20 protein-coding genes and 1 tRNA gene are annotated in these 25,777 nt (G+C 63.2%); 8 read left to right on the top strand and 13 right to left on the bottom strand.

Features of this window, described 5'->3' with window-relative positions; genetic code table 11:
- Positions 1-32 precede the first annotated feature (32 nt).
- Entirely contained in the window at positions 33-2,066 is a 2,034-nt protein-coding gene (locus BcanWU425_RS02475; protein ID WP_231189648.1) for an ATP-dependent nuclease, read from the bottom strand.
- 449 nt (positions 2,067-2,515) lie between these two features.
- Positions 2,516-2,605 (bottom strand) — tRNA-Ser (locus tag BcanWU425_RS02470).
- Positions 2,606-2,801: 196 nt separating this feature from the next.
- Here BcanWU425_RS02470 and BcanWU425_RS02465 point away from each other — a divergent pair.
- Positions 2,802-3,143, top strand: a complete 342-nt coding sequence (locus BcanWU425_RS02465; protein WP_018452861.1) for a hypothetical protein — start codon at positions 2,802-2,804, stop codon at positions 3,141-3,143.
- A 51-nt stretch (positions 3,144-3,194) separates the two neighbouring features.
- Here the strand turns inward: BcanWU425_RS02465 and BcanWU425_RS02460 are convergent, their stop codons facing one another.
- From BcanWU425_RS02460 to BcanWU425_RS02450, 3 genes are all read right to left on the bottom strand, one after another.
- Complete coding sequence (locus BcanWU425_RS02460) at positions 3,195-4,658, bottom strand: trehalose-6-phosphate synthase (RefSeq protein ID WP_085348221.1); 1,464 nt, start codon at positions 4,656-4,658, stop codon at positions 3,195-3,197.
- Between the two features lie 238 nt (positions 4,659-4,896).
- Positions 4,897-5,718: a trehalose-phosphatase gene (gene otsB, locus BcanWU425_RS02455; protein WP_204512812.1), complete on the bottom strand. Its 822-nt coding sequence runs from the start codon at positions 5,716-5,718 to the stop codon at positions 4,897-4,899.
- A gap of 3 nt (positions 5,719-5,721) precedes the next feature.
- On the bottom strand, positions 5,722-7,209 hold the full coding sequence (locus BcanWU425_RS02450; protein WP_204512813.1) for an MFS transporter: 1,488 nt from the start codon (positions 7,207-7,209) through the stop codon (positions 5,722-5,724).
- A gap of 271 nt (positions 7,210-7,480) precedes the next feature.
- On the opposite strand from BcanWU425_RS02450, the gene BcanWU425_RS02445 reads away from it, so the two are divergent.
- A complete protein-coding gene (locus BcanWU425_RS02445) occupies positions 7,481-7,729 on the top strand; it encodes a DUF3175 domain-containing protein (RefSeq protein WP_035995391.1) in 249 nt (82 codons plus the stop codon).
- A 168-nt stretch (positions 7,730-7,897) separates the two neighbouring features.
- Here BcanWU425_RS02445 and BcanWU425_RS02440 read toward each other — a convergent pair whose 3' ends face one another.
- Both BcanWU425_RS02440 and BcanWU425_RS02435 read right to left on the bottom strand, forming a co-directional pair.
- Positions 7,898-9,931 (bottom strand): methyl-accepting chemotaxis protein, encoded by a 2,034-nt coding sequence (locus BcanWU425_RS02440; RefSeq protein ID WP_204512814.1) that lies wholly within the window; start codon positions 9,929-9,931, stop codon positions 7,898-7,900.
- A gap of 295 nt (positions 9,932-10,226) precedes the next feature.
- The gene (locus BcanWU425_RS02435) at positions 10,227-12,266 is read right to left on the bottom strand and encodes a methyl-accepting chemotaxis protein (protein WP_204512815.1); all 2,040 of its coding nucleotides are present in this window, start codon (positions 12,264-12,266) and stop codon (positions 10,227-10,229) included.
- A 356-nt stretch (positions 12,267-12,622) separates the two neighbouring features.
- Between BcanWU425_RS02435 and BcanWU425_RS02430 the strand changes: the two genes are divergently transcribed.
- From BcanWU425_RS02430 to BcanWU425_RS02415, 4 genes are all read left to right on the top strand, one after another.
- Positions 12,623-13,108 (top strand): (2Fe-2S)-binding protein, encoded by a 486-nt coding sequence (locus BcanWU425_RS02430; protein WP_085348891.1) that lies wholly within the window; start codon positions 12,623-12,625, stop codon positions 13,106-13,108.
- Between the two features lie 84 nt (positions 13,109-13,192).
- Complete coding sequence (locus BcanWU425_RS02425) at positions 13,193-15,535, top strand: xanthine dehydrogenase family protein molybdopterin-binding subunit (protein ID WP_204512816.1); 2,343 nt, start codon at positions 13,193-13,195, stop codon at positions 15,533-15,535.
- A 13-nt stretch (positions 15,536-15,548) separates the two neighbouring features.
- A complete protein-coding gene (locus BcanWU425_RS02420; protein WP_204512817.1) occupies positions 15,549-16,349 on the top strand; it encodes an FAD binding domain-containing protein in 801 nt (266 codons plus the stop codon).
- Between the two features lie 209 nt (positions 16,350-16,558).
- Positions 16,559-17,671 carry a CaiB/BaiF CoA transferase family protein gene (locus tag BcanWU425_RS02415; protein WP_026233200.1) on the top strand — a complete coding sequence of 371 codons (1,113 nt, stop codon included), beginning with the start codon at positions 16,559-16,561 and terminating at the stop codon, positions 17,669-17,671.
- A 205-nt stretch (positions 17,672-17,876) separates the two neighbouring features.
- Here the strand turns inward: BcanWU425_RS02415 and hppD are convergent, their stop codons facing one another.
- Positions 17,877-18,992 (bottom strand): 4-hydroxyphenylpyruvate dioxygenase, encoded by a 1,116-nt coding sequence (gene hppD, locus BcanWU425_RS02410; RefSeq protein WP_018456583.1) that lies wholly within the window; start codon positions 18,990-18,992, stop codon positions 17,877-17,879.
- Positions 18,993-19,113: 121 nt separating this feature from the next.
- Here hppD and BcanWU425_RS02405 point away from each other — a divergent pair, with 121 nt between their 5' ends.
- Together BcanWU425_RS02405 and BcanWU425_RS02400 are read left to right on the top strand one after the other, a co-directional pair.
- Complete coding sequence (locus BcanWU425_RS02405) at positions 19,114-19,593, top strand: Lrp/AsnC family transcriptional regulator (RefSeq protein WP_018456584.1); 480 nt, start codon at positions 19,114-19,116, stop codon at positions 19,591-19,593.
- 74 nt (positions 19,594-19,667) lie between these two features.
- The gene (locus BcanWU425_RS02400) at positions 19,668-19,979 is read left to right on the top strand and encodes a DUF1272 domain-containing protein (protein WP_204512818.1); all 312 of its coding nucleotides are present in this window, start codon (positions 19,668-19,670) and stop codon (positions 19,977-19,979) included.
- Between the two features lie 133 nt (positions 19,980-20,112).
- On the opposite strand, the gene fahA is transcribed toward BcanWU425_RS02400, so the two are convergent.
- From fahA to BcanWU425_RS02375, 5 genes are all read right to left on the bottom strand, one after another.
- Positions 20,113-21,384 carry a fumarylacetoacetase gene (gene fahA / locus BcanWU425_RS02395; RefSeq protein WP_231189645.1) on the bottom strand — a complete coding sequence of 424 codons (1,272 nt, stop codon included), beginning with the start codon at positions 21,382-21,384 and terminating at the stop codon, positions 20,113-20,115.
- A gap of 174 nt (positions 21,385-21,558) precedes the next feature.
- Entirely contained in the window at positions 21,559-22,905 is a 1,347-nt protein-coding gene (gene hmgA / locus BcanWU425_RS02390) for a homogentisate 1,2-dioxygenase (RefSeq protein WP_018456587.1), read from the bottom strand.
- Positions 22,902-23,864, bottom strand: a complete 963-nt coding sequence (locus tag BcanWU425_RS02385) for an MBL fold metallo-hydrolase (protein WP_018456588.1) — start codon at positions 23,862-23,864, stop codon at positions 22,902-22,904. Before BcanWU425_RS02385 ends, hmgA begins: the two co-directional genes overlap by 4 nt.
- 25 nt (positions 23,865-23,889) lie before the next feature.
- A complete protein-coding gene (locus tag BcanWU425_RS02380) occupies positions 23,890-24,114 on the bottom strand; it encodes a DUF2783 domain-containing protein (protein ID WP_204512819.1) in 225 nt (74 codons plus the stop codon).
- A 13-nt stretch (positions 24,115-24,127) separates the two neighbouring features.
- Positions 24,128-25,768, bottom strand: coding sequence for an FAD-dependent oxidoreductase (locus BcanWU425_RS02375; protein ID WP_204512820.1), 1,641 nt, complete (start codon positions 25,766-25,768; stop codon positions 24,128-24,130).
- Between the last annotated feature and the right edge of the window lie 9 nt (positions 25,769-25,777).

The following is a 25,777-nucleotide window of genomic DNA, read 5'->3' as shown; positions in this document are numbered from 1 at the left end:
CCAATCCTCAGGCCGTATCAGGGCGAACCGGCTCATAGGATTGGGCCTTCGAGCGCTTTGGCGACGCGATCGATCAACCGTGCGATTACGGGAGGACAGGATTTGGCAATATCGGCCTCGCTCAGGTGAGCCAACGCACTGAGATGTATTGCCGGTTTACCCCTGTTTCCAAGAAACAAATACGCGTACCATGGGAACAACGATAGGTTCGGACTGGCGCCATAAGCGGCGGCTCCGAATCCGTCCGCACCCAACACGCGCGCTGCGGCTTCCTGTTGACGCGCAGCATCGTCCGGTTTTTGTGGTCCCCTAGCACCGGCCGGCAACGCCGTGTAGGCGGCCGTGAATGCTTCTAGCATCAGCATGTCCAGGTCGAGCGGCGCCGAGAAGAAGACTCCATATTGTTCGAAAGATTTTATCCACGCTTGGAGCGTGGTCTCAGTCCAGCCGGACTTACTCCATTCGGAGTTGCGGTCGAACGCCTGCGCGTTGATCAAATCCCCCTTTGCAGTCGGATCGGTCGGGGGGCTGAGTTCCAAAACGGCGTTTGCGACGGCCTTGAGTTGCGAGAGATCGCCGCTGCTTCGCCCCAGGTCGAAGTCCAACAAGGTCGTGTGGGGGATTCCCAACTGTGCAACAAGGCGCCAGAAATGACCGACATATCGCCCTCCCACTGGCACGATAGCGACAAATGAACGGTCGACCGGCACGCCGAGCGCTTCCGCCAATCGCGGAAGAACAATTTCTTCCGAGGCACCTTCACCAAAGATAGCGTGGCGCGCAAAATAGATCTCAGGGTGGGCGCGAACTGCCTCACGGACGAATTTAGCGGCCTCGTCACCGTCTTTCGGCAGGAGTAACGGTGACCCTAGCGACATTCCTGTCTTTGAATCGCGACGCATGTGTCGAAGCGCACGCGGTTCCAAACGCCCAATAATTGATGGCGAGTGACTTGTAACTACGGCCTGCACCCGCTGTGTCTGGGTGAGCTTTTGTAATTCTGTGATCAGCCTCGACAGAAAGTAAGGCGCGAGATGATTTTCTGGCTCTTCGAAGGCGAAGATAGTAAGCGCCGGCGCGCGCATGAATTCGGAAGAGAACGGTGGTTTCTTACCGCGAGCGACTTCCGCTTCGAGTTCGAGCTTGAACACTAACAACGACTTTACGAGAGCGAAGTGAAATAATGATCTTTGTCCGTCACTCAAATCTTCCACGCCAAGAGTACGCCCCGTTGCCGATGGACTTAGGACAACAGATGCAGCGCGCACGATTTGCTGAAAATCTGGTGGTAACACTGAGAGGCGCGCGGATGTCTCTGTGTCCGCTGCATTCAGCTCCATCCAACATGCATTGATGGCTCCATTTACCCGCTTAACAGCCTCTTCTTCGTCAAGCGCTGTTGCGGCTTGTTTCACCAGATCAAGGATTTTCGCTTCTTCCTTCCAATAGATAGACTGAAGCAAGCTTCGCCCTAGGCTGCGAACCGTTAGTTTCGTGAGAGCCGTCACGTCCCGTGAGGCTGGGATATATCGAACAGCTATGCATGCGCGATCGGCCGCGGTCATTTTACGCTTAACGGCCGCGTCAGTGGGTTCGCCGAACGGAACAGCATCCGACGTAAGTAGCCAGTAAGCGTTATCCTCAATTGCTCCATCGAGCGTTCCGGATGACTGCCATGTCGCCTCTAGGCGAACACGAGCTATAGGCGTTTTCCCAAGCCCATCTACAATCATATGGCGGAAGCCAACTGGGACGGTATGTTTACTAGCTGCTGCGCCTTTGGCCAACTCAGGAAAGCTGATCAGAATCTCGATAAACATTTCCCTTTTCGGCTCCTTGTCCAAGGTCTCGCCGGGTGGAACGAAGAAATCCTCTTGCCTTACGGTTCGCTCATCGCGAGTCTCCCCAAACAATCGCTGAAGCGCTTCCAGCAACGCTGACTTCCCTGAGCCATTGCGTCCAATCAGGCCAGTAATTTCAGCATCGAGATTCACACGAACCGGCTTGGGCTCAGGCTTTCCATCGGTGCTCGGATCATCTGATCCAAAACACCGGAACCGCCACATCTGGGACCTCGACAATATTCATGCGTCCCGCTCTTAACTTCTGATCCACAGCTGGTGAATTCATCTTATGAGTGTAAAGCCGCGTTGCAGCAATCTAATTGTGCTTGTGCGCGCCGGGTTGCACCGACCAGGCTCTATTCGCTAACGCTCGCCGAGCCAGCAGATTGCCGCGAGGATGCGGAACGTCTGCGATCCCTCGCGGCTCTCGCATCTACGAGAGGAGCCGCAAAACTCTTCTCGTTGAAGTTCATAGGTGCTTCGAAACGTTGGAATTTCGAGAACCGGACCGAATCCGCGAAGTCCAGAGCTTCGGAGATAAATGGGCCTCTCGGAGAAAAATGAGCACGCCCTGCCGAGAAGGAGTCTGGAATTCAAATGGGAGTTCGCCGCCGTTGTTCGGCTTAAGATGCCCAGAAACTTACGCGGAGAATATGTTGCTCCGGCCAAGGTGGCGGAGAGAGTGGGATTCGAACCCACGGTACGGTTTCCCGCACACACGCTTTCCAAGCGTGCGCCTTAAGCCACTCGGCCATCTCTCCGGAGCGCACTCTCTTGAAGGGGCGCCGGTGATTTTGCAAGGGATCGCGGGGAAATCGGATGATTTTTCCGTAAGATATTGTACTTTATAGACAATATCAGGCGCCACGGCGACGCTTGGAACCGGCCGCCCGCTGAACCGGCGGCGGGTTTGGCGCGACGATTCACTCAAGACCGTCAAACACGTCCGGGGGCACCATGACCATCCGCAACACCATTGCCGCGCTGAGCCTGATTTGGGCCCTTGCCGCTGCCTTCGCCGGACCGGCCGCCGCCCAGGTCTGCACCCGGCACGGGGTTGATGTCAGCTGTGACGACGGACGGCGCGGGATGCTTTCGGGCGATGCCATCCTCTGGCCGGACGGCACGCGCTCGAGCGCGACGCCGCATCAAAGCGTCATCATCGGCCACAAGAGCTCAGTGCATGTCGGGCCCGGCGTGTTCGTCGGCCAGGGCAAGGGCATGGTGCCGCTCGACGATCCGAACGCGCCGAACAAGCGGCAGTGTGCGATTCTGGAGGGCGTGTCGTACTGCTATTGAGGCTGTCGTCTTCGGCCCTGCCCTCGCTGTAAAGAACGGGGGAGAAGAAGACTAGATCAACCGCACGCCTGAGATCGCCGACTTGAGCCAGCGCAGCGCTTGCGGCGGCTGGTTGGCGAGCGGCGCGACTGCAGCCTTCTCCGTCCGGCACTTCTCCAGTTCAGCGACGAAATCCGCCGACCATTGCTGGATGGTGTGGCCGCGCAGCTTCTTCATCATCGCATCCCAGCGCATCTTGCGCTCGGTGAGCGGCATCGCCGCCGCGACGGCGATCGCGCGCGCCATGCCGTCGATGTCATGCGGATTGACCAGCAGCGCGGCGTCGAGCTCGTTGGCCGCGCCGGCGAATTTCGACAGCACCAGCACGCCGGGATCAGCCGGATTTTGCGCAGCGACGTATTCCTTGGCGACAAGGTTCATGCCGTCGTGCAGCGGGGTCACCACGCCGATCTGCGCGGTGCGATAGAGGCCCGCGAGCACGGCCTGGCTAAAGCCTTTGTTGAGATAGCGGATCGGTGTCCAGTCGGCCTCGCCGTGGCGGCCGTTGACGTCGGACACGAGCCGCGCGACCTCGTTCTGCAAATTGCCATAGGCTTCGATGGCACCGCGCGAGGGATTTGCGATCTGCAACAGCGAGATGCTGCGCGCAAAGTGCGGATGCTCGGTCCAGAGCCGATCGAACGCGCTGATGCGGTTGACGAGGCCCTTGGAATAGTCGAGCCGGTCGACGCCGATCGCGAGCCGTTCACCGTTGAGACTGCGGCGCAGCCGCGACACGTCCGGATGCGACGCCGATTTCGCCGCGTATTGCGCGAACTTCTCGGCGTCGATGCCGATCGGAAACACCTCGCAGCGCGTTCGGCCATGCTGCGAGATCGCAACGCCGTCTTCGACGGCGAGGCCGAGTTCGCCCGCGACATAGCCGAGAAAATTCTGGCAATCGTCATTGGTCTGGAAGCCGATCAGATCGTAGGCCAGCATCGCCGTGATCAGCTCACGATGATTGGGCACGCCCTGCATCACCGCGGCGACAGGCCATGGCGTATGGAGGAAGAAGCCGATCGGATCGTCGACGCCGAGATCCCGCAGCTCCGCGCCGAGCGCGAGGAAATGGTAATCCTGCACCCAGAACGCGGTTTGCGCTTTCCGGAAGCGCATCAAGGCGCGCGCCATGAAGGCGTTGACCTCGCGATAGCTGACATAGTCGTCGCGCGAGACGCGGATCAGATCGCTGCGCGAGTGCAGCGCCGGCCACAGCGCCGAATTGGCAAAGCCCTCGTAATAGCCGCCATAGTGCGCCGCCGGCAGGTCCAGCGTCGCAATCGCGCCCGAACCCAGTGCTTCGATCTCGGCGAACGGCTCCTTCTGATGACCGTCACGCACACGGCCCGAGGATCCCACCCAGATCGCGCCCGAATGTTCCACAACGGGTAGCAAGGCCGCCGCGAGACCACCCGTCATGGGCTCATTGGGCTTGCCGCGCGCGACGCGATTCGAAACGACGACTAAGTTCACAGGTCGTCCCCTCCTGTTTCATTCCACCCCATTTAACTGCCGTTCATCAATATGGTTCCTGATCATCCTTTGCACCAATTGAAACCAAAATCGGGCGTGCGCGTTGGAACCGGTTTACCTCCAGGCAACCTGACGATTTCGCTACACAAAGCCGGATTTGGAACCGTGGCGCGCGCAGCATGAAGCGACGCGCTGGAGGAATTACGCACGCGATATGTGGCTCCGAGATGTCGGTGCCTTATTCCAACCTTGAGTCGTCGAGCAGCCGCGCAAGGAACGTGCGCACATCGTTCGGGGCGTCGAAGTGCCCGTTGACCCCCATGGCGCGGCGACCAACCGAAAAGGCGAGCCCATTCATGTCGGGCATGATCGCGAACACGGTTTCGTCGGTGACGTCATCACCGATGAAGATCGGACGGCGCCCCTTGAAAGGCTCGTGCTTCATCAACTCGCGCACGCCGGTCGCCTTGGTAAAACCGGAATGCTTGATCTCGCAAACGAACTTTCCGGGCAGCACCTCGATCGGCGCATTGGGCAGGTCGGCGCTGATCAGCGAAACGGCTTCGTAGATCGCTTTCTCCGCATGCGGCGCAAGGCGGTAGTGCAGCGCCAGCGAATAGCCCTTGTCTTCGAGCAGAATGCCGGGACTGAGCTTGGCCACCGCCGCGAGCCGCCGCTTCAGCTCCTTATCCAGCGGCGGCGCGCTGACGGCATCGGCTTCGTTGTCAATGGAAAGCCGCATCTCGGCGCCGTGGCCGGCGACGGCGCGAAAGACATCGGGCGCGAAGATCAGGTCGATGTCGTTGAGCGAACGCCCGCTGACCATCGCCAGCGCGCCCGACGTGCGCTCCGTCAGCCGGTTCAGCGTTTCCGACAGGCCTGGCGGCACCCACACCTCACGCGGCGTCGGCATCAGGTCGAGCAGTGTCCCGTCGATGTCGAGCAGGATCGCTGTTTCATTGAGATGCGGCACGAGTGCGTGGGGCACCGGCACCGCATCGGGCGCTTCATCGTCGACCATGGTGCGCTTTAGATCCAATTCAGCCAGTTCCGATTTCATAGTCTACTCCATGGACGCAAGCGGCCGCGCGATTTCTTCGAGCGATCTGCGTTCCGCCGAGATGGCATAGCGCCACGCCACGATCGCGGCCGCGATCATCAGGAACGCCCCCAGCAAATAGCCTGCGAACACGCTCGTGCGTGATCCCGTGTCGATCAGCGCCCCGAACAATGCGGGGCCGATCACGCCGCCGATGCCGGTGCCCACCGCATAGAACACCGCGATCGCGAGCGCGCGGACTTCCAAGGGAAAAGTCTCGCTGACGGTGAGATAGGCGGCGCTCGCGGCGGGCGAGGCAAAGAAGAAGATCACCATCCAGGCGATGGTCTGCCCCTGCGCGCTCAAGGCGCCGATCGAGAACAGATAACCCGACAGCGCCAGCAACACGCCCGACGCGCCGTAGGTGAACATGATCATGGTCCGGCGGCCGAGCGTATCGAACAGGCGGCCGAGCAGCAGCGGACCAAGGAAATTGCCGGCGGCGAAGGGAAGCAGATACCAGCCGACATGATCGGCGCTGATCCCGTAAAAATCGGTCAACACCAGCGCAAAAGTGAAGAAGATGGCGTTGTAGAAGAAGGCCTGCGCGATCATCAGCACGAGACCGACCATCGCGCGCTGGCGATAGACCGAGAACAGCGTGTGCACCACCTCGCGGATCGGCGTGTGAGTCCGCATTTTCAGGCGGATCCTGGCGAAACGCGCGTCGCTCGTATCCTGGCCGTGTCCGAGCACCGAGCGCTCGACCTCGTCGACGATCGCGTGGGCCTGGTCGGGACGGCCGTGGATCATCAGCCAGCGCGGACTCTCCGGAATCCACATCCGCATCAAGAGCACGACGAGGCCGATGGCCGCGCCGATGAGATAAGCGAGGCGCCAGCCGAGATCGGGGCCGATCACCGCGGGATCGAGCAGCACGATGGCCGCCACGGCGCCCATGGCGGCACCGATCCAGAAGCTGCCGTTGATGACGAGATCGGTCCAGCCGCGATAGCGCGCCGGCACCAGTTCCTGGATGGTCGAATTGATCGCAGTATATTCGCCGCCGATGCCGGCGCCGGTGAGGAAGCGAAACAGCGCGTAGCTCGCGACATTCCACGACAGAGCGGTCGCGGCCGTCGCCGAGAGATAGAGCGCGAGGGTGATGAAGAACAGCTTCTTGCGACCGATGCGATCGGTCAGCCAGCCGAAGCCGAGCGCGCCGAGCACCGCGCCCGCGAGATAGGCGGAATTGGCGATGCCGAGATCGAGATTGGAGAAATGCAGGGAGGGGCTTTGCTTCAGCGCGCCGGAGAGCGCGCCGGCCAAGGTCACCTCGAGGCCATCCAGAATCCAGGTGATGCCGAGCGCAAGCACGACGCGGGTGTGAAATCCGCTCCACGGCAGCGCGTCAAGCCGTGCGGGAATGCTGGTTTCGATGATGCGATCGGCCGCAACCGCCGTGGAGACCACAGGTCCATCGTTCGGCGCTGGGCTTCGCTGCAATTCCATCGCGTTGTTGCATCTGACCAATGGACATGGCCCCGGTTCACATGGCGTGGACGGGGGCGGTCCGATCAAGGGGTGCGGCATTCCGCCTGCCACCAGCGACAACGTCTGCGGCGAGGGCAGGTTCCCCGTGGAACGACCGTTCGCGCTCCTGCTTTTCGCTGGAGCCGCAAGGAGTTGACGCATGGCTCATGCCAGAAAGACGAGACATTCTCGCAAAACAGCGGCGCGCAAGAGCACCAGACGCGCCGCACCGAAGCGCTGGTGACAGCGCGTGACGAAAGAGAGCGACGCGCTCGACCTCAAACAAGGCGTGTTCAAGCTGACCAGTGCGAAGAAGATCGCGGCTTCGTTGAAGCGCTCGGCCGAGCACAGCGCGCGTCGCAAGACCGGCGCCTACCGCTCGGCGCTGTCGATGCTGACGTTCTACATCAACCGCGCCGGCAAGACGCTGCCGCAGACGCAGCGCACGCGGCTGGAGCGGGCAAAGGTGGAGCTGAAGCGGGCGTTCGGGAGGGAGTGAGCGCCAGGTCGTCCTGGACAAGCGCAGCGCCGATCCAGGACCTATTACCCCAGGGAGCGGTTTGGCGATGACTCGGAGTTGGCAGTTCGCCCGGCAACTCCGCCTTGGGGTAATGGGTCCTGGCTTTCGCCAGGACGACGGCGGAGGCGTTGCGCGAAGGTCGAGCCCCTACGCCGCCCGGATATTCCCCATGAAGCGGTCGAGCTCGGCGCGCAGGCGGGTGCTTTCGGACGACAGCGTCTTGGCCGAATGCAGCACCTCTTCCGAGGCCGAGCCGGTTTCGGCGGCGCCGCGATTGACCTGGCCGATGTCAGTGGCGGCGGTCTGAGTGCCCTGCGCGACGGTCTGGACGCTGCGCGCGATTTCCTGCGTCGCCGCGCCCTGCTGCTCCACCGCGCTCGCAATCGAGGTTGAGATCGACGAGATCTGGCCGATGGTGGCGCCGATCTCCTTGATCGCCGCAACCGACTCGGCCGTGGCGCCTTGCATGCCCGTGATGTGCGAGGAGATCTCGTCGGTGGCCTTCGCGGTCTGGCTCGCGAGCGACTTCACTTCGCTGGCGACCACTGCAAAGCCGCGGCCGGCTTCGCCGGCGCGTGCCGCCTCGATCGTCGCGTTCAGCGCCAGAAGATTGGTCTGCTCGGCGATCGCCGTGATGAGCTTGACGACTTCGCCGATCTGCTGGGCGGCATGCGAGAGCTTGCCGATGCGATTATCGGTCTCCTTTGCCTGCACCACGGCAGCTTCGGCAATGCGGCTGGAATCGCGGACCTGACGGCCGATCTCCTCGACCGAGGCCGAGAGCTCTTCGGTCGCGGTCGCCACCGACTGCATGTTGCTGGAGGCCTGCTCGGAGACGTCGGCGACCTGGCTCGACAGGCTCTGGGTGGTCTCGGCGGTGCGGGTCAGCGTCGAGGCCGCCGATTCCAGCTGCACGGCGGAAGCCGAGACGTTGGAGACGATGGCACCAACCGCGCTCTCGAAATCATCGGCGAAACGAATCAGCTCGGAACGACGGCTTGCGGCCTGCTCCCTGTTCTGGAGTTCGTTGGCGGCGGCGTCGCGCTCGGCCTTGGCCACGGCCTGCACCTTGAATTCTTCGACCGCGCCGGCCATCTCGCCGATCTCGTCCCTGCGGCCGAGGCCCGGCAGCACGACGTCGAAATTGCCCGCGGCAAGCTCGCGCATCGCCTTGCACATCGCGATCATCGGACGCGAAATGCCATTGCCCAGCATCAGGGCGAGCGCAGCGCCGACGGCAAGGCCGCCCAGCGCCATCATCAGCATCAGCCGCTCGGTCTCGCCGATGGTGGCATTGGCGTTGACCTCGATGCGCTGCTGATCCGCCGTCAGCTCCGATCGCAGCTCACCCGAGAGCTTGAGAATGGACGCGGCCGTCTTGGTCATCTCGCCGTTCAGCTTGACGATGACCTTCACGTTCTCGGTCAGCTTTGAAAAGGAGGCGCGGTACTGCTTGAGGAGATTACTGATCTCGGTGACGCGGTCGGTGATCTTCTGGTCGTTGGCATAGATCGAGACCAGCAAGGTCTCCAGGAATTTGATGCGGGCGGTCACGCCGTCGGCGGTCTTCGGCTCCGGCTTGGCGACGAAGGCGCTGACCGAGGTGGAGACCGCCAGATATTGCGATGTGATATCCTTGGCCGTACCCTGAACCGAGTTCAGGCCCGCCAATGCCGCGGTATCGGCAAGATCGTCGAACTTGAACCGGATCTTGTTGCCGACGCTGTTGAGCTCATCGGTCGCGATCTTGCCGTTCTCGCGCGTCAACGTGATGATCTCGCCGAACACCTTGGTGAAGCTCTTGAAGTCGGCCTCGAGCCTGCCGACCTGCTCGCGGCGGGCTGCGCCCGTGGTGGCCGCCGCCGACTTGGCGATCGCGGCCCTCAAATTCTCTTCAGCTGCTTTGGCTGCGGTCTCATCATCCGCCGCGCCGGTCAGCGTGTAGGCCCGCGCCAAGCCCTGGTAAGCGATCAGCTCGCGATCGACCGTCCGCGCAAGGTCCGCTTCGGCGACGCTGGAGCGGTAGGAGGCCACGGCGGCCTGAATCCGCTCGAAGCCGAAATACGCGAAAGCCATGCTGACGGCGAGGATGGCGAGCACCGCCACGAAGCCGAGGATGATTTTTGCGCGAAAACGCAAGGTGAGCAGCTTCGATGTGGTCGGCTTCGACTTGACGGGCATTCCCCACCCCATTCCATTCGCGGAAAACCAGGCGCAGCCCGGAAGCAGCCCGCTTCCTGACGCGTGAGCACGGTAAATGGCAAAGGATAAGCTGCGGTAAATTTGTGGCGCCGCAACCGGCGGTTACGTGACGCAGGGTCTCGTCGTCCTGGACAAGCGGAGCGGAGTGCTGATCCCGGACCGATTACCCCGGAGAGCGGTTTGGCGAAGATTCGGGTTTACCGGCCCGCGCCGCAACTTCTCGCTGGGGTAATGGGTCCTGGCTTTCGCCAGGACGACATTGAGCGGAATGCCCCTACGCCGCCCGGATATTCCCCATGAAGCGGTCGAGCTCGGCGCGCAGGCGGGTGCTCTCGGACGACAGCGTCTTGGCCGAGTGCAGCACCTCTTCGGAGGCCGAGCCGGTTTCGGCGGCGCCGCGATTGACCTGGCCGATGTCAGTGGCGGCGGTCTGAGTGCCCTGCGCGACGGTCTGGACGCTGCGCGCGATTTCCTGCGTCGCCGCGCCCTGCTGCTCCACCGCGCTCGCAATCGAGGTCGAGATCGACGAGATCTGGCCGATGGTGGCGCCGATCTCCTTGATCGCCGCAACCGACTCGGCCGTGGCGCCTTGCATGCCCGTGATGTGCGAGGAGATCTCGTCGGTGGCCTTCGCGGTCTGGCTCGCCAGCGACTTCACTTCGCTGGCGACCACTGCAAAGCCGCGGCCGGCTTCGCCGGCGCGTGCCGCCTCGATGGTCGCGTTCAGAGCCAGAAGATTGGTCTGCTCGGCGATCGCCGTGATGAGCTTGACGACTTCGCCGATCTGCTGGGCGGCATGCGAGAGCTTGCCGATGCGATTATCGGTCTCCTTTGCCTGCACCACGGCAGCTTCGGCAATGCGGCTGGAATCGCGGACCTGGCGGCCGATCTCCTCGACCGAGGCCGAGAGCTCTTCGGTCGCGGTCGCCACCGACTGCATGTTGCTGGAGGCCTGCTCGGAGACGTCGGCGACCTGGCTCGACAGGCTCTGGGTGGTCTCGGCGGTGCGGGTCAGCGTCGAGGCCGCCGATTCCAGCTGCACGGCGGAAGCCGAGACGTTGGAGACGATGGCACCAACCGCGCTCTCGAAATCATCGGCGAAACGAATCAGCTCGGAACGGCGGCTTGCGGCCTGCTCCCTGTTCTGAAGTTCGTTGGCGGCGGCATCGCGCTCGGCCTTGGCCACGGCCTGCACCTTGAATTCTTCGACCGCGCCGGCCATCTCGCCGATCTCGTCCTTGCGGCCGAGGCCCGGCAGCACGACGTCGAAATTGCCCGAGGCGAGCTCGCGCATCGCCTTGCACATCGCAATCATCGGACGCGAAATGCCGGTGCCGAGCAGGAAAGCGAGGACCGCGCCGAGCAGCGTACCGCCGACGGCCAGCATCAGCACCAGTTGCTCGGTCTTCCCGATGGTCGCTTCCGATTCGGACTCCAACCGCTGCTGCTCGGCAACGAGGTCCGCCTTCATGGCGGTGGCACCCTGAAGGATCGCGCCGGCCGAGCCGCTCATCTCGGTGACGAGCTCGTCGATCATCTTGGCGTTGGCGATCAGTTTCTCCAGCGATTCCCGATAGGCACCGAGCAATCCCTTGGCGTCCTTCAGGCCGGCGACGATCTTGTCGTCCATGGAATAGACCGCGTTGAGCGAGTTCTCGACGAATTTCAACCGCGCCAGCGCGCTGGTCGCGATCGCCTGGTCGGACGTCAGCACGAAATTGGTCGCCGCCCCGCTCGCGGTCTGGAATTGGGCATTGACCTGCTTGGTCCCGAACTCGATCGCCTGCGCCTCGGAATCGGAGGCATTGTTGCCGATGTCGTCGAGCTTGTATTTCAGGAGGTTGGCGTTGCGCATGAGCTGGTTCTGCACCAGCAGCGCGCTGTCACGCTTGGCCTGGAGGACTTTCGCGAAGGTCGCGGAGAAGTTGGAAAACTCCTTGGCGAGCTTGTCCAGACTTTCCTGCCGCGCCGGCTTCTTGGCGCTCTTGACCGCCTGGTCGATGGCGCTCTTCAGGCCGGTCTCCGCGTCCAGCGCCGTCTTGGCGTCGTCCTCCTTGCCGGTGACGACGAAATATCTGACGGCCGAGCGATAGGCGAGCAGCTCCCGGTCGATGTTACGGGCGAGATCGGCCTCGGTGACACTGGTGCGGTAGGACCCGACCCCGGACGAGACCCGCTCGAAGCCAAAATAGGAGAAGGCCATACTGCCGGCGGAGATCACCAGCACCGCGGCAAAGCCCAGAATGATCTTGGCGCGGAACCTGAGGGTCGGCATTATTGTGCGCTTCGACGACGACGCGATACGCCCGGACATTCCCACCCCCATTTTCATTCAGCCGAGATCCGGTGGCGCCCCGCCCCCTGACCTGGCTGCGCAAAACTAAGGCAGAATCGATAAGGGGCGGTAAATTCGGTGCGTCCGCAGAGCTTCCGGCTCTATCGGCCAAGGCGGACTGCAAAGGCGAGCCGGATAGGGATATAGAGGCTGGCATCCCAGCTGGCGCCCCGGAGCCGCAACCCGATCCGGCCGACTCGCCCCCCAAACCAATGTTGGGCATTCTGGATCAATGACTTTTCCATGACGCGGGCGGCCAAAATCGTAGTTGCAAAGTTCCGGGTCGCTGTCTCTAATTAGAAACAATCAAAATCGATCCCGGGAGGACTTCAACCGTGTCTACAGTCAAACTGACGGTGAACGGCAAGGCCGTTGCTGTCGACGTCGAGGACCGCACGCTGCTGGTTCAGCTGCTGCGCGACCACCTCAACCTCACCGGAACCCATGTCGGCTGCGACACCAGCCAGTGCGGCGCCTGCGTCGTCCATATGGACGGCAAGGCGATCAAATCCTGCACCATGCTGGCAGGACAGGCCGACGGCGCCAGAATCACCACGATCGAAGGCATCGCCAAGGGCGACGAGCTGCACCCGATGCAGGCGGCCTTCCGCGACAATCACGGCCTGCAGTGCGGCTATTGCACGCCGGGCATGATCATGTCGGCGATCGACATCGTGCACCGCTATGGTGGCCAGCTCGACGAGGCCACCGTCCGCCACGAGCTCGAAGGCAATATCTGCCGCTGCACTGGGTACCACAACATCGTCAAAGCCGTGCTGGATGCGGCAGGCCGCATGAAGGTCTCGCAGGCGGCCGAGTAAGCGGCCCGCCTCGAAATAAGAACGATCGCCGCCGCTTTCGAGGGAAAGCGCGGTCAAGACAAATTCCGGTCGGGAGGACCAGACATGGGCGTTGAAGGCATTGGCGCGAGCGTCGTGCGCAAGGAAGACAAGCGTTTCATTACCGGCAAGGGCCGCTACGTCGACGACATCAAATTGCAGGGCATGACCCATGCCCATTTCATCCGCAGCCCGCACGCGCATGCCAAGGTGAAGGGGATCGATCCCGCCGAGGCGCTGAAGATGCCGGGCGTGGTCGCTGTGCTGACCGGTCAGCAAATCGTCGACGACAAGGTCGGTAACCTGATCTGCGGCTGGGCCATCACCTCCAAGGACGGCAGCCCGATGAAGATGGGCGCATGGCCGGCAATGGCGCCGGAGACCGTGCGCTTCGTCGGTCAGGCCGTCGCAGTCGTGATCGCCGAGACCAAGAATCTCGCACGCGACGCGGCCGAAGCCGTGGTCGTGAACTATGAAGAGCTGCCCGCGGTCGCCGACGTCCACGCCGCGATCAAGTCCGGCGCGCCGCAGCTGCATCCCGAAGCTCCCGGCAACCAGGTTTATGACTGGGTGATCGGCGACGAGGGCGCCACCGATGCCGCCTTCGCCAAGGCCGCCAACGTGGTGAAGCTCGACGTCACCAACAACCGTCTCGCGCCGAACGCGATGGAGCCGCGCGCGGCAATTGCCGATTACGATTCGGCGGAAGAGCATTTCACGCTCTACACCACGTCGCAGAATCCGCACGTCGCCCGCCTCGTGCTGTCGGCGTTCTACAACATCGCACCCGAGCACAAGCTGCGCGTGATCGCACCCGACGTCGGCGGCGGCTTCGGCTCCAAGATCTTCATCTATCCCGAAGAGATGGTGGCGCTGTGGGCCTCGAAGAAGGTCGGCCGTCCCGTGAAATGGACCGGCGACCGCACCGAAGCCTTCCTCACCGATGCGCATGGCCGCGACCACGTCACCCACGCCGAGATGGCGTTCGACGCCAACAACAAGATCACCGGATTGAAGGTGAAGACCTACGCCAATTTCGGCGCCTACATGTCGCTGTTCTCGTCGTCGGTGCCGACCTATCTCTACGCGACGCTGCTGTCGGGCCAGTACAACATCCCGGCGATCCATGCCGAGGTGGTCGGGGTCTACACCAACACCACGCCGGTCGACGCCTATCGCGGCGCCGGCCGCCCCGAGGCGAGCTATCTGATCGAACGTCTGATGGAGACGGCGGCGCGGCAGTTGAAGGTCGATCCGGCCGCGCTGCGCCGGACCAACTTCATCACCCATTTCCCGCACCAGACGCCGGTGATCATGGCCTATGACACCGGCGATTTTAACGCCTCGCTCGACGCCGCGATGAAAGCGATCGACTATGCCGGCTTTGCCGGGCGCAAGGCCAAGGCGAAGGCCGACGGCAAGCTGCGCGGCATCGGCGTGTCCTGCTACATCGAGGCCTGCGGCATCGCGCCGTCGAAGGCCGTCGGCAGCCTGGGCGCCGGCGTCGGTCTTTGGGAGTCCGCCGAAGTCCGCGTCAACCCGGTCGGCACCATCGAGGTCCTGACGGGATCACACAGCCACGGCCAGGGTCACGAGACCACGTTCTGCCAGCTCGTAGCCGAACGCCTCGGCGTTCCCATCAGTCAGGTCTCGATCGTCCATGGCGACACCGACAAGGTGCAGTTCGGCATGGGCACCTATGGCTCGCGCTCGGCCGCCGTCGGCCTCACCGCGATCCTGAAGGCCATGGAGAAGATGGAATCCAAGGCCAAGAAGATCGCCGCGCATGCGCTGGAAGCCTCGGAAGGCGACATCGTCATCGAGAACGGCGAGTTCAAGGTCGCCGGCACCGACAAGGCGATCGCCTTCCCGATGGTCGCACTCGCGGCCTATACCGCGCACAATCTGCCCGACGGGATGGAGCCGGGCCTGAAGGAGAGCGCCTTCTACGACCCGACCAACTTCACCTTTCCGGCCGGCACATACATCTGCGAGCTCGAGGTCGATCCCGGTACGGGCAAGACCTCCTTCGTCAACTTCGTCGCGGCCGACGATTTCGGCCGTTTGATCAACCCGATGATCGTCGAGGGCCAGGTCCATGGCGGTCTTGTGCAAGGCATCGGACAAGCGTTGCTCGAGCACGCGATCTACGACGCCAACGGGCAGCCGGTCACGGCCTCGTTCATGGACTACGCCATGCCGCGCGCCGACGACGTTCCCTCGTTCAACCTCTCCCACACCACGACGCTGTGCCCGGGCAATCCGCTCGGCATCAAGGGTTGCGGTGAGGCCGGTGCGATCGGGGCGTCAGCGGCCGTGATCAATGCGATCACGGATGCGATCGGCAAGAACAATCTGGAAATGCCCGCAACCCCGGACAGGGTGTGGCGCACGATCCACGCGGCTTAAGGGAGGAACGAAGATGTACCAGACCGTTTATCATCGCGCGTCCTCGGTTGACGAAGCCGTCAGCCTGTTCTCCAAGAGCAGCGAAGCCAAGTTCCTCGCCGGCGGCCAGACGCTGCTGCCGGTGATGAAGCAACGCCTCGCCAGTCCGTCCGACGTCATCGACCTCGGCAAGATCAAGGAGCTGCAGGGCGTCGAGCTCTCGGGCGACGTGCTGACCATCAAGGCCGGCACGACCTATTTCGACATCATGCAGAATGCCGACGTGAAGAAGGCGATTCCCGCAATTGCCTATCTCACTTCGGTGCTCGGCGACCCCGCCGTGCGCTATCGCGGCACGATCGGCGGCTCGATCGCCAACAACGATCCCGCCGCGGATTTTCCCGCCGCACTGCTCGCGCTCGGCGCCACCGTGAAGACCAACAGGCGGTCGATTACGGCGGATGACTTTTTCCAGGGCATGTTCACGACCGCGCTGGAGGACGGCGAGCTCATCACCGCCGTGTCGTTCCCGGTTCCGGCGAAGGCTGGCTACGAAAAGATGCGCCATCCTGCGTCTCGCTTTGCGCTGACCGGCGTGTTCGTCGCGCAGACGAAGTCGGGCGAGGTTCGGGTGGCCGCCACCGGCGCCTCGCAAAGCGGCGTGATGCGGGTCCCGGCCATCGAAACGGCGCTGAAGGCGAACTGGTCACCGTCGGCGATCGACGGCGTGAGCATTTCGGCGAGCAATCTGCTGGCCGACATCCACGGCACGGCGGAGTACCGCGCCAACCTGATCAAGGTGATGGCGCAGCGCGCGGTGGCTGCCGCTCGCTGACCATCGGGCCTTAGCGCCTCGACGCAATTTTCCACGGCGCGCACTTCGGTGCGCGCCGTTTTATTTTAGCCACGCGACATGAAAACCGCTTGCCTCACTGGCGTGAAGGCGAGAAAAGTTAATCGGCCAATTAACTCGCCCCGCAGAGGAACGCCTTGGCGCTTGCCGACCATCGGCAATATGCGCCTTGGATCCGAGGAAACAAACACGTGCTCGATCAATCAGCCCAAAACTCCTCCGTCCGCACCTCCGGCCCGCTGTCGGGCTTCCGCATCGTTGAATTCGCCGGCATTGGACCGGGCCCGTTTGCCTGCATGATGCTGGCCGACATGGGCGCCGAAATCGTCACGCTCGATCGGGTCGGCGCCAGGAAGAACATGAAGTCGGTCGCAGGCCGCGGCCGCAAGGTGGTCGAGCTCGACCTCAAGGACCAGGCGGCGATCGCGGAGGTACTCGATCTGCTTGCGAATGCCGACGCGCTGGTCGAGGGTTTCCGTCCCGGCGTGATGGAGCGGCTCGGTCTCGGGCCTGACGTGGTGCTCGCGCGCAATCCAAAGCTGGTCTACGGCCGCATGACCGGCTGGGGCCAGCAAGGCCCGCTCGCCAATGCCGCCGGCCACGACATCAACTACATCTCCATCACCGGCGCGCTCGCCGCGATCGGCACGAAGGAAGCGCCGGTGCCGCCGCTCAACCTCGTCGGCGATTTCGGCGGCGGCGCGCTCTATCTCGTGGTCGGCGTGCTCGCGGCGCTGCTGGAGGCCTCGCGGTCAGGCAAGGGCCAGGTCGTCGATGCCGCGATGTGCGACGGCGCGGCATCGCTGATGTCGTTCTTCTTCGACATGACCACGCTCGGCCGCTGGACCGAAGGCCGCAACGAGAACTTTCTCGACGGCGGCGCACATTTCTACGGCGTCTACGAATGCGCCTGCGGCCATTTCGTCTCGATCGGCTCGATCGAGCCGCAATTCTACGCGCTGCTGCGCGAGCACGCCGGCCTGACCGACCCCGATTTCGATGCGCAGATGGACCGCAAGGCTTGGCCCGCGCTGAAGGAAAAACTGAAGACGGTGTTCAAGAGCAAGACGCGCGAGGACTGGTGCAAGATTATGGAAGGCACCGACATCTGCTTCGCGCCGGTGCTGACCATGTCGGAAGCGACCGAGCATCCGCACATGGTCGCCCGCAACGTCTTCGTCGAGCGCCACGGCGTGAAGCAGCCGGCGCCGGCGCCGCGCTTTTCGCGGACTCCATCGGCGGTGCGCGAGCCGGAAGTGGCGGAGATCGGCGCGGTGACCAAAGCCTGGAAGGCGGAGCGTTAAGTCCTCCGCTGTCGCATCACACTCCGGGTCGTCCTGGCCTAGTGCGCAATTGCGCACGGGGGCCAAGACCCATAGCCACCAACGCGGTTTGACGAAGACTCGGAGTTACCAGTTCGCCCAATGACCGCTCCCTGGGGTAATTGGTCCTGGCTTTCGCCAGGACGACGGCGGCACTTAATGCCACCGCGTTCCAGACAACGGCCGCCTACGCCGCATCCACCTTCAGCACCCCGCGCCGGATCTGGTCCTCCTCGATCGATTCGAACAGCGCCTTGAAATTGCCTTCGCCGAAACCGTCGTCGCCCTTGCGCTGGATGAACTCGAAGAAGATCGGGCCGATCGCGTTGGCCGAGAAGATCTGCAGCAGCACCTTGGTCTGGCCGCCGTCGACCACGCCTTCGCCGTCGATCAGGATGCCGTTCTTCTGCAGCCGCGCGATGTCCTCGCCATGCTTCGGCAACCGCGCGTCGATCCGCTCGAAATAGGTCGCGGGCGGCGCTGGCATGAAGGGCAGACCGGCCTCGCGCAAGTCCTCGATGGTGCGGTAGATGTCGCGGCAGCCGCAGGCGATGTGCTGGATGCCCTCGCCGCGATAGATATTGAGATATTCCTCGATCTGCCCGGAATCGCCGGCGTCCTCGTTGATCGGAATCCGGATCTTGCCGTCGGGGCTGGTCAGCGCGCGCGAGAACAGGCCCGAGGCGCGGCCCTCGATGTCGAAGAAGCGGATCTGGCGGAAATTGAAGAGCTTCTCGTAGAAGCCCGTCCACACGTCCATGCGGCCGCGGTGGACGTTGTGGGTGAGGTGATCGAGATAGAACAGGCCGGCGCCGGCAGGACGCGGATCGCGCGCACCCAGCCATTCGAACTCGCTGTCATAGGCCGATCCCTTGGCGCCATAGCGATCAGCGAAATAGAGCAGGCTGCCGCCGATGCCCTTGATCGCGGGGACGTCGAGCGTCTTCTGCGCGGAGGACGCATCGGCAGGTTCGGCACCGAGCGAAATCGCGCGGTCATAGGCCTTCTTCGCATCGACGACGCGAAACGCCATCGACGGCGCACAGGGGCCGTGCGCGGCGACGAAATCGTGACCCTGGGTGCCGGGCTCCTCGTTGACGAGGTAATTGATGTCGCCCTGGCGATAAACCGTGATCTTCTTCGTTCTGTGCCGCGCGACGGGCACATAGCCCATCAGCTTGAACAAGGCGTGCAGCTCTTGCGGATTGGGATGCGCATATTCGACGAACTCGAACCCGTCGGTGCCCATCGGATTCTCGGCGCTGATCGTGGCCGGCGGTGCATCGTGCGGAAACGGACCCATGGTGTTCTCCCAAATTGCTGCTGAGAGGAACTATCCTTCATGGGACGCGCAAGGGGCGTGCAAATGAGACGGCTTTTGATTAACATATGCACAGTTTGTGCATGAAATGGGTGAAACGCGCATGACTTTGGTGGATGCCTTCGACCTCAAGATCCTGGGCGCGCTCCAGGACGACGGCCGTCTCACCAACCAGGAGCTCGCCGACCTCGCCGGGCTCTCGGCCTCGCAATGCTCGCGGCGACGGATGCGGCTGGAAGAGGAGAAGGTCATTGCGGGCTATCATGCCGATCTCTCCAGCGAGGCGCTCGGCTTCGGCGTGGTCGCCTTCATCCAGGTGACGCTGGCGACCCACTCGCCGGACAATTCCAAGCGGTTTCGGACTCTGGTCAACCGCATCGACGAGATCCAGGAGGCCTACTCGCTGACAGGCGACGCCGACTACGTGCTCAAGGCCGTGCTGCACGACCTCAAGGGCCTCTCCAACCTCGTCAACGACGTGCTGATGCCGCACCAGAGCGTCGCGCATGTGCGCTCCTCGATCGTGCTCGACAGGCTGAAGGAAAGCACGCGTCTGCCGCTGAAGGAAATCAAGCCCGGCTGAAATCGAGGGAAATCCGGCATTCGCGCTGCGCGCGCGATCTGCGATGATCCCGGCCAATCTGCGGAGATTGAGCCATGGCCCTCCAGCTTCGACCGAACTGCGAATATTGCGACCGCGATCTGCCCCCGAACGCAACCGATGCGCGGATCTGTTCCTATGAATGCACGTTCTGTGCGGACTGCGTGGAGACGGAACTCTCCAACGTCTGCCCGAACTGCGGCGGCGGTTTTGCGCCGCGCCCGATCAGGCCCACGCAGGAATGGCGACCGGGCGTGTGCACGACCAACCAGGCGCCGTCGGACAAGCGGGTGCATCTGAAGTACAGTCTGGAGGACGTCGCGACGCATTGCGCGCGGTTACGTGAGGTGCCGCCGGAGAAGCGGTAGACTCTCACCATGTCATTGCGAGGAGCCCTTGCGACGAAGCAATCCAGACTGCCACTGCGGAAAGACTCTGGATTGCTTCGCTACGCTCGCAATGACGGAGAATGTGGATAGAGGTCGCATCGCTTCCCAGCAATCACTCCGCCGGCAAAATCGTCCCCTCGACCTCGCCAAAACCAACGCGATAGCCTTCGCCCTGGCACCAGCCGCGCATGACGAGGCTGTCGCCGTCTTCCAGGAACGACCGCTTGGCGCCGCCGGGCAATTCGATCGGCTCGGTGCCGTTCCAGCTGATCTCCAGCAGGCTGCCGCGCTGGTTCTTCTCCGGACCGGAAATGGTGCCGCTGCCGAGGAGATCGCCGACATTCATGGCGCAGCCGGAGGAGGCGTGGTGCATCAGCTGCTGCACCGACGACCAGTACATGTATTTGAAATTGGTGCGGCTGATGCCGGCGGGCGCGTTGGCGCCGGCGGCGCGCAAGGAGACGTCGAGTTCGAGATCGTAGTTCTGCGGCTTGCCCTGCTTGAGGTAGTCGAGCGGCACCGGCTCCTGCTGCGGCCCGTTGAGGCGGAATGGCTCCAGCGCCTCGCGCGTCACCACCCACGGACTGATCGAGGTCGCGAACGCCTTGGCGAGGAACGGCCCGAGCGGCACATATTCCCATTGCTGGATATCGCGCGCGCTCCAGTCGTTGAGCAGCACGAAGCCGAAGATCATCTCCTCGGCTTGCGGCTCCGTGAGCATGCCGCCCATTGGCGACGGCTGGCCGACCACCACGCCCATCTCCAGCTCGAAATCGAGCCGCTTGCACGGTCCGAAGCTCGGCGCCTCCACATTCGGCGGCTTGAGCTGCCCGCGCGGGCGCTTCACCTTCGTGCCGGAGACCACGACAGTCGAGGCACGGCCGTTGTAAGCGATCGGCATATGCAGCCAATTCGGCTGCAGTGCATTGTCCTTGCCACGGAACATGACGCCGACATTGGTGGCGTGTTCTTTCGACGAATAGAAATCGGTGTAGCCGGAGACCGCAAACGGCAGATGCAATCTTGCGTCGCGTATCGGCACCAAGGCCTGCTTGCGCAACTCCTCGTTGTCGCGCAGCTCGGGATGATCGGCGCGCAGGAGTTCGCTGATCCGCGCCCGCGTCTTCGTCCAGACCTTTGGCCCCAAGGCCATGAAAGCATTGAGCGACGGCGTCGAGAACACGCCGAGCGGCCCCACGTCGAGCCCCGAGTCCTGCTCAAGCTCCCAGAGATCGAGCACATAGTCGCCGATCGCCACGCCGACGCGCGGCGTCGGATTGGCCGCGGTCGAGAACACACCATAAGGCAGGTTCTGGATCGGAAAATCGGAGGCGGGATCGACGCCGATGAAGGAGCGGAGGCTGGGGTCGTTGGGATGGGGCATCACTTGGCTCGGTCTTTCCCTTCTCCCCTTGTGGGAGAAGGTGGCGCGAAGCGCCGGATGAGGGGTATCTGTCCGCGAGTCCGAAGGAGAGGTTCACGCGCGGATAGAACCCCTCACCCGTCTCGCCGCTATGCGGCGAGCCACCCTCTCCCACAAGGGGAGAGGGTAAGAAGCTTACGGCTTGCTCGGATCGAACCGCTTCGCGAGGCCCTTCCAGCAATCCGCGTAGTCATGCTGCAACGTCGCGGAATTCGCGGCGTGCGCGGTGACGCGCTGCGCGTAGCGGGTCTCGAACATGAAGGCCATGGTGCCGGTCAGCTTGACCGGCTTCAGCTCGCCGTTGCTGGCGTGCTCGAAGGCATCGCGATCGGGGCCGTGCGGCAGCATGCAATTGTGCAAACTCATGCCGCCCGGCACAAAACCTTGCGGCTTGGCGTCGTAGACGCCGTAGATCAGGCCCATGAACTCGCTCATGATGTTCATGTGATACCACGGCGGGCGGAAGGTGTTGTCGGCGACCATCCAGCGCTCGGGGAAGATCACGAAGTCGATATTCGCCGTGCCCGCGGTCTCCGACGGCGAGGTCAGCACGGTGAAGATCGAGGGATCGGGATGATCGAAGCCGATCGCGCCGACCGGCGAGAAGGTGCGCAGATCATATTTATACGGCGCATAATTGCCGTGCCAGGCGACGACGTCGATCGGCGAGTGGGGCAACTGCGTCCTGAACAACGATCCGCCCCATTTCACGTAAAGCTCGGTCGGTGTGTCCTTGTCCTCGTAGTGCGCGACCGGCGTCAGGAAGTCGCGGGCATTGGCGAGGCAGTTGGCGCCGATCGGTCCGCGCTCCGGCAGCGTGAAGGCGCCGCCGTAGTTTTCGCAGAGATAGCCACGCGCCGGTCCGCTCGGAATCTCCACCCGGAACTTGACGCCGCGCGGGATCACCACGATCTCGCCGGGCTCGGCGTCGATGCGGCCGAACTCCGTGACGATGCGAAGATTGCCCTGCTGCAGCACGAACATCAGCTCGCCGTCGGCATTGTAGAAGTGCTGGTCCACCATCGATTTGGTGATGAGATAGACGTGGGCGGCCATGCCGGCCTGGGTGTTGACGTCACCGGCGGTGGTCATGGTCTGCACGCCCTGAAGGAAGGTCATGTCCTCCTTCGGGATCGGCGCCGGATCCCAGCGCAATTGCGCGATCGGCAGGTCGTTTTCGTGGCACGGTGCCGAACGCCACAGGCCGCCGTCGACCTTCTCGAAACGACCCGAGTGTTTCACCGACGGGCGAATGCGATAGAGCCATGAGCGCTCGTTGCTGCCGCGCGGCGCCGTGAAGGGCGAGCCGGAGAGCTGCTCGGCATAGAGGCCGTAGGCACAGCGCTGCGGCGAGTTGCGTCCGATCGGCAGCGCGCCCGGCAGCGCTTCGGTCTCGAAACTGTTGCCGAAGCCGGACATGTAGCCCGGCGTGACCTGGGCCGTGCTGCGAATGATCTGATCGGGCGAGGTGTTGATGTTCATGATGATCCTCCTCCTTGCAGGGCGGCCCACATCTCCTGGTCGCGCTTGTCGGTCCAGATCACGGGGTCGTCGATCCCCGACGCCTCGTCATAGGCGCGAGATACGTTGAACGGCAGACAGTGCTCGTAGATGGCGAAGCTCGAAAATTTCGGATCCATGACCTCGCGCGTCGCGGCCATCGATTCCTTCAGCGTGCGGCCCTTGGCGACCGAGATTTCGGCGGCGCCGTAGAGCGAGGTGACGAAGTCGCGCGTCATCGCGATGGCTTCGCGCACCGTGGCGACACCCTTCAACGCATCGCCGCGGCCCGGCGCGATCGCCTTGGGATTGAAGTTGCGGATCTCGTTCAGCGTCAGCGGCCATTCGCGCAGGTGTGCGTCGCCACAATAGCAGGCCGAGTGGTATTCGATCAGGTCACCGGAGAACATCACCTCGGCATCCGGCACCCAGGCGACGATGTCGCCCGAGGTATGGCCGGCGCCAAGCTGCATCAGGCGTACCTCGCGCTTGCCGAGATAGATCGACATCTCGCCTTCGAAGGTCAGCGTCGGCCAGGTCAGGCCGGGTATGCTCGATGCGTCCTGAAACAGGCGCGGGAAGCGGCCGTACTCGGAATCCCAATCCTGCTGGCCACGCTCCTCGATGAGGCGATAGGTCTCCTGCGAGGCGACGATGCCCTGCGCCTTGTAGGCGGAGGCGCCCAGCACGCGCACGGCGTGATAATGCGACAGCACGACATATTTGATCGGTTTGTCGGTGACGGCACGGACGCGCTCGATCACCTTGTTGGCCATCGCCGGCGTCGATTGCGCGTCGAACACCAGGCAGCCGTCGTCGCCGACGATGATCGCGGTGTTCGGATCGCCCTCCGCGGTGAAGGCGTAGAGATCGGTGCCAATCTCGGAGAAGGTGATCTTCTTCTCGGAGAGGTCGCCGGTGGATGCGAAGTTCTTCGCCATCAATTCATCCTTCAAGTCTTTGGGGCTATTGTTGTTGCTGTTGCTGCTGCTGGCCGTCGATCATGCGCCGCTTGGCGAGGAGAATCGCCTCCCGCAGCACGTCGATATCGCCGATATGGTTGGCGAGGATCAGTACCAGCGCCGCGTCGAAGTCCGCGCTCTGCTCGTCGGTGAAGCCACGATGCGCCTCCACAATGGCGCGAAAGGCGTCATCGGGTCGCGCGAAGTTGGAGCTGGTGGAGAGCGGCATGCGAGTCCTCAATTCAAGCAAATTCTTGATTCAAGCCCTGCGCCCGTGACAGCGCTGCCGCGACGCCAGCACGCGTGGGGTGGCGGAAGCGCGCCGCAACGTAACCGTCCGGCCTTAATAGGTAGGCTGAGCCTGGTTCCGCATCATAGCGCTTTGCAGTGAGCCCTGCCGGATCTGCGAGCCCGTCCTTCCCGCCGATGCAGATGTCCTTCACACCAACAGGCGCATCGATCGCCGCGCCATTGCCGAACGACAGCAAGGTGAAATCTGTTCCACCCTTGCGGAACGCATCCGTCAAATAGGCCTGCTCGCCCGCGCGCGTCGCAACGGGGGCATCGAGCATCGAACAACCCGGGAGCGGGCCACCGCGCCACGCATCCGCATCCGGCGATGACAGCGGCGAGTCATAGCTGCACGGCACCGACAGCCGCCCGCCATTGACCATGCGCTTGCCGAATTCCGTTTCCTTGGCCAGCGACAGCACCGCCTTGCGCAGCCGCGCTTCCTGATGCGAGTTCGGCGCCATGAAATCGGTCGAGCGGGTGGATTCGCGGATGTTCTCGTCGGCCGCCAGACTGCGCTCGACGTGATAGCTCTCGAGCAGGCTCGCGGGTGAGGCGCCGCGCAGCACGCGGTCGAGCTTCCAGGAGAGATTCTCGGCGTCCTCGAGTCCCGAATTGGCGCCGCGCGCGCCGAAGGGCGAGACCTGGTGCGCGGAATCGCCTGCAAAGATCACGCGGCCATGGACGAAGCGATCCATCCGCCGGCACTGGAATTTGTAAAGCGAGATCCACTCGAACTCGAACTTGTCGTGGCCGAGCATGCGCGCAATCCGCGGCCGCACGTTCTCGGGCTTCTTCTCGACGACGGGGTCGGCATAGCGATTGAGCTGAAGGTCGATGCGCCAGACATCGTCGGGCTGTCGGTGCAGCAGCGCCGAACGTCCCGCATGAAACGGCGGATCGAACCAGAACCAGCGCTCGGTCGGGAATTCCGCGGTCATCTTGACATCGGCGATCAGGAACTGGTCCTCGAACACCTGTCCGGCGAAGTCGGCGCCCACCATCTGCCGCAGCGACGAGCGCGCGCCGTCGCAGGCGACGACATATTGCGCGTGCAGGCGATAGGCGCCCTCCGGCGTCTCGATCGTCAGCGCGACGGAAGCGTTGCGGCTCTCCAGCGCCGTCACCTTGTTGCGCCAGCGCAGATTGATCTCGGGCAGCTCGCTGATGCGGTCGACCAGATAGGCTTCGGCGTAATATTGCTGGAGATTGATGAAGGCCGGCCGCTTGTGACCGTCCTCCGGCAGTAGATTGAACTGGTAGAGCTGCTGCTCGCCGTGGAAGATGCGGCCGACGCTCCAGACCACGCCCTTGTCGACCATGCGGTCGCCGACGCCGAGCCGGTCCCAATATTCCAGCGAGCGTTTCGAGAAGCAGATCGCGCGGGAGCCCTCTCCGATGCGGTCGGCGTCATCCAGAAGAACGACGCGCTGGCCGCGTTGGGCAAGGTCGATCGCAAGCGACAGCCCGACCGGGCCAGCGCCCACGATCACCACGGGATGCTCGGCCGAGCTCTGGCCGGGACGATCCTGATCGGGGTGGCGGCGATAGCCGAACTGGGTTTTGGCCTGATGCGTATTGGCCTTCGCCATGCGCTAACC

The sequence above is a fragment of the Bradyrhizobium sp. WU425 genome (assembly GCF_021052305.1).
GTDB classification, from domain to species: Bacteria; Pseudomonadota; Alphaproteobacteria; order Rhizobiales; family Xanthobacteraceae; genus Bradyrhizobium; species Bradyrhizobium canariense_D.
The sequence above is the reverse complement of the archived record's forward strand: the minus strand, read 5'-3'. Positions and strand labels throughout refer to the sequence as shown.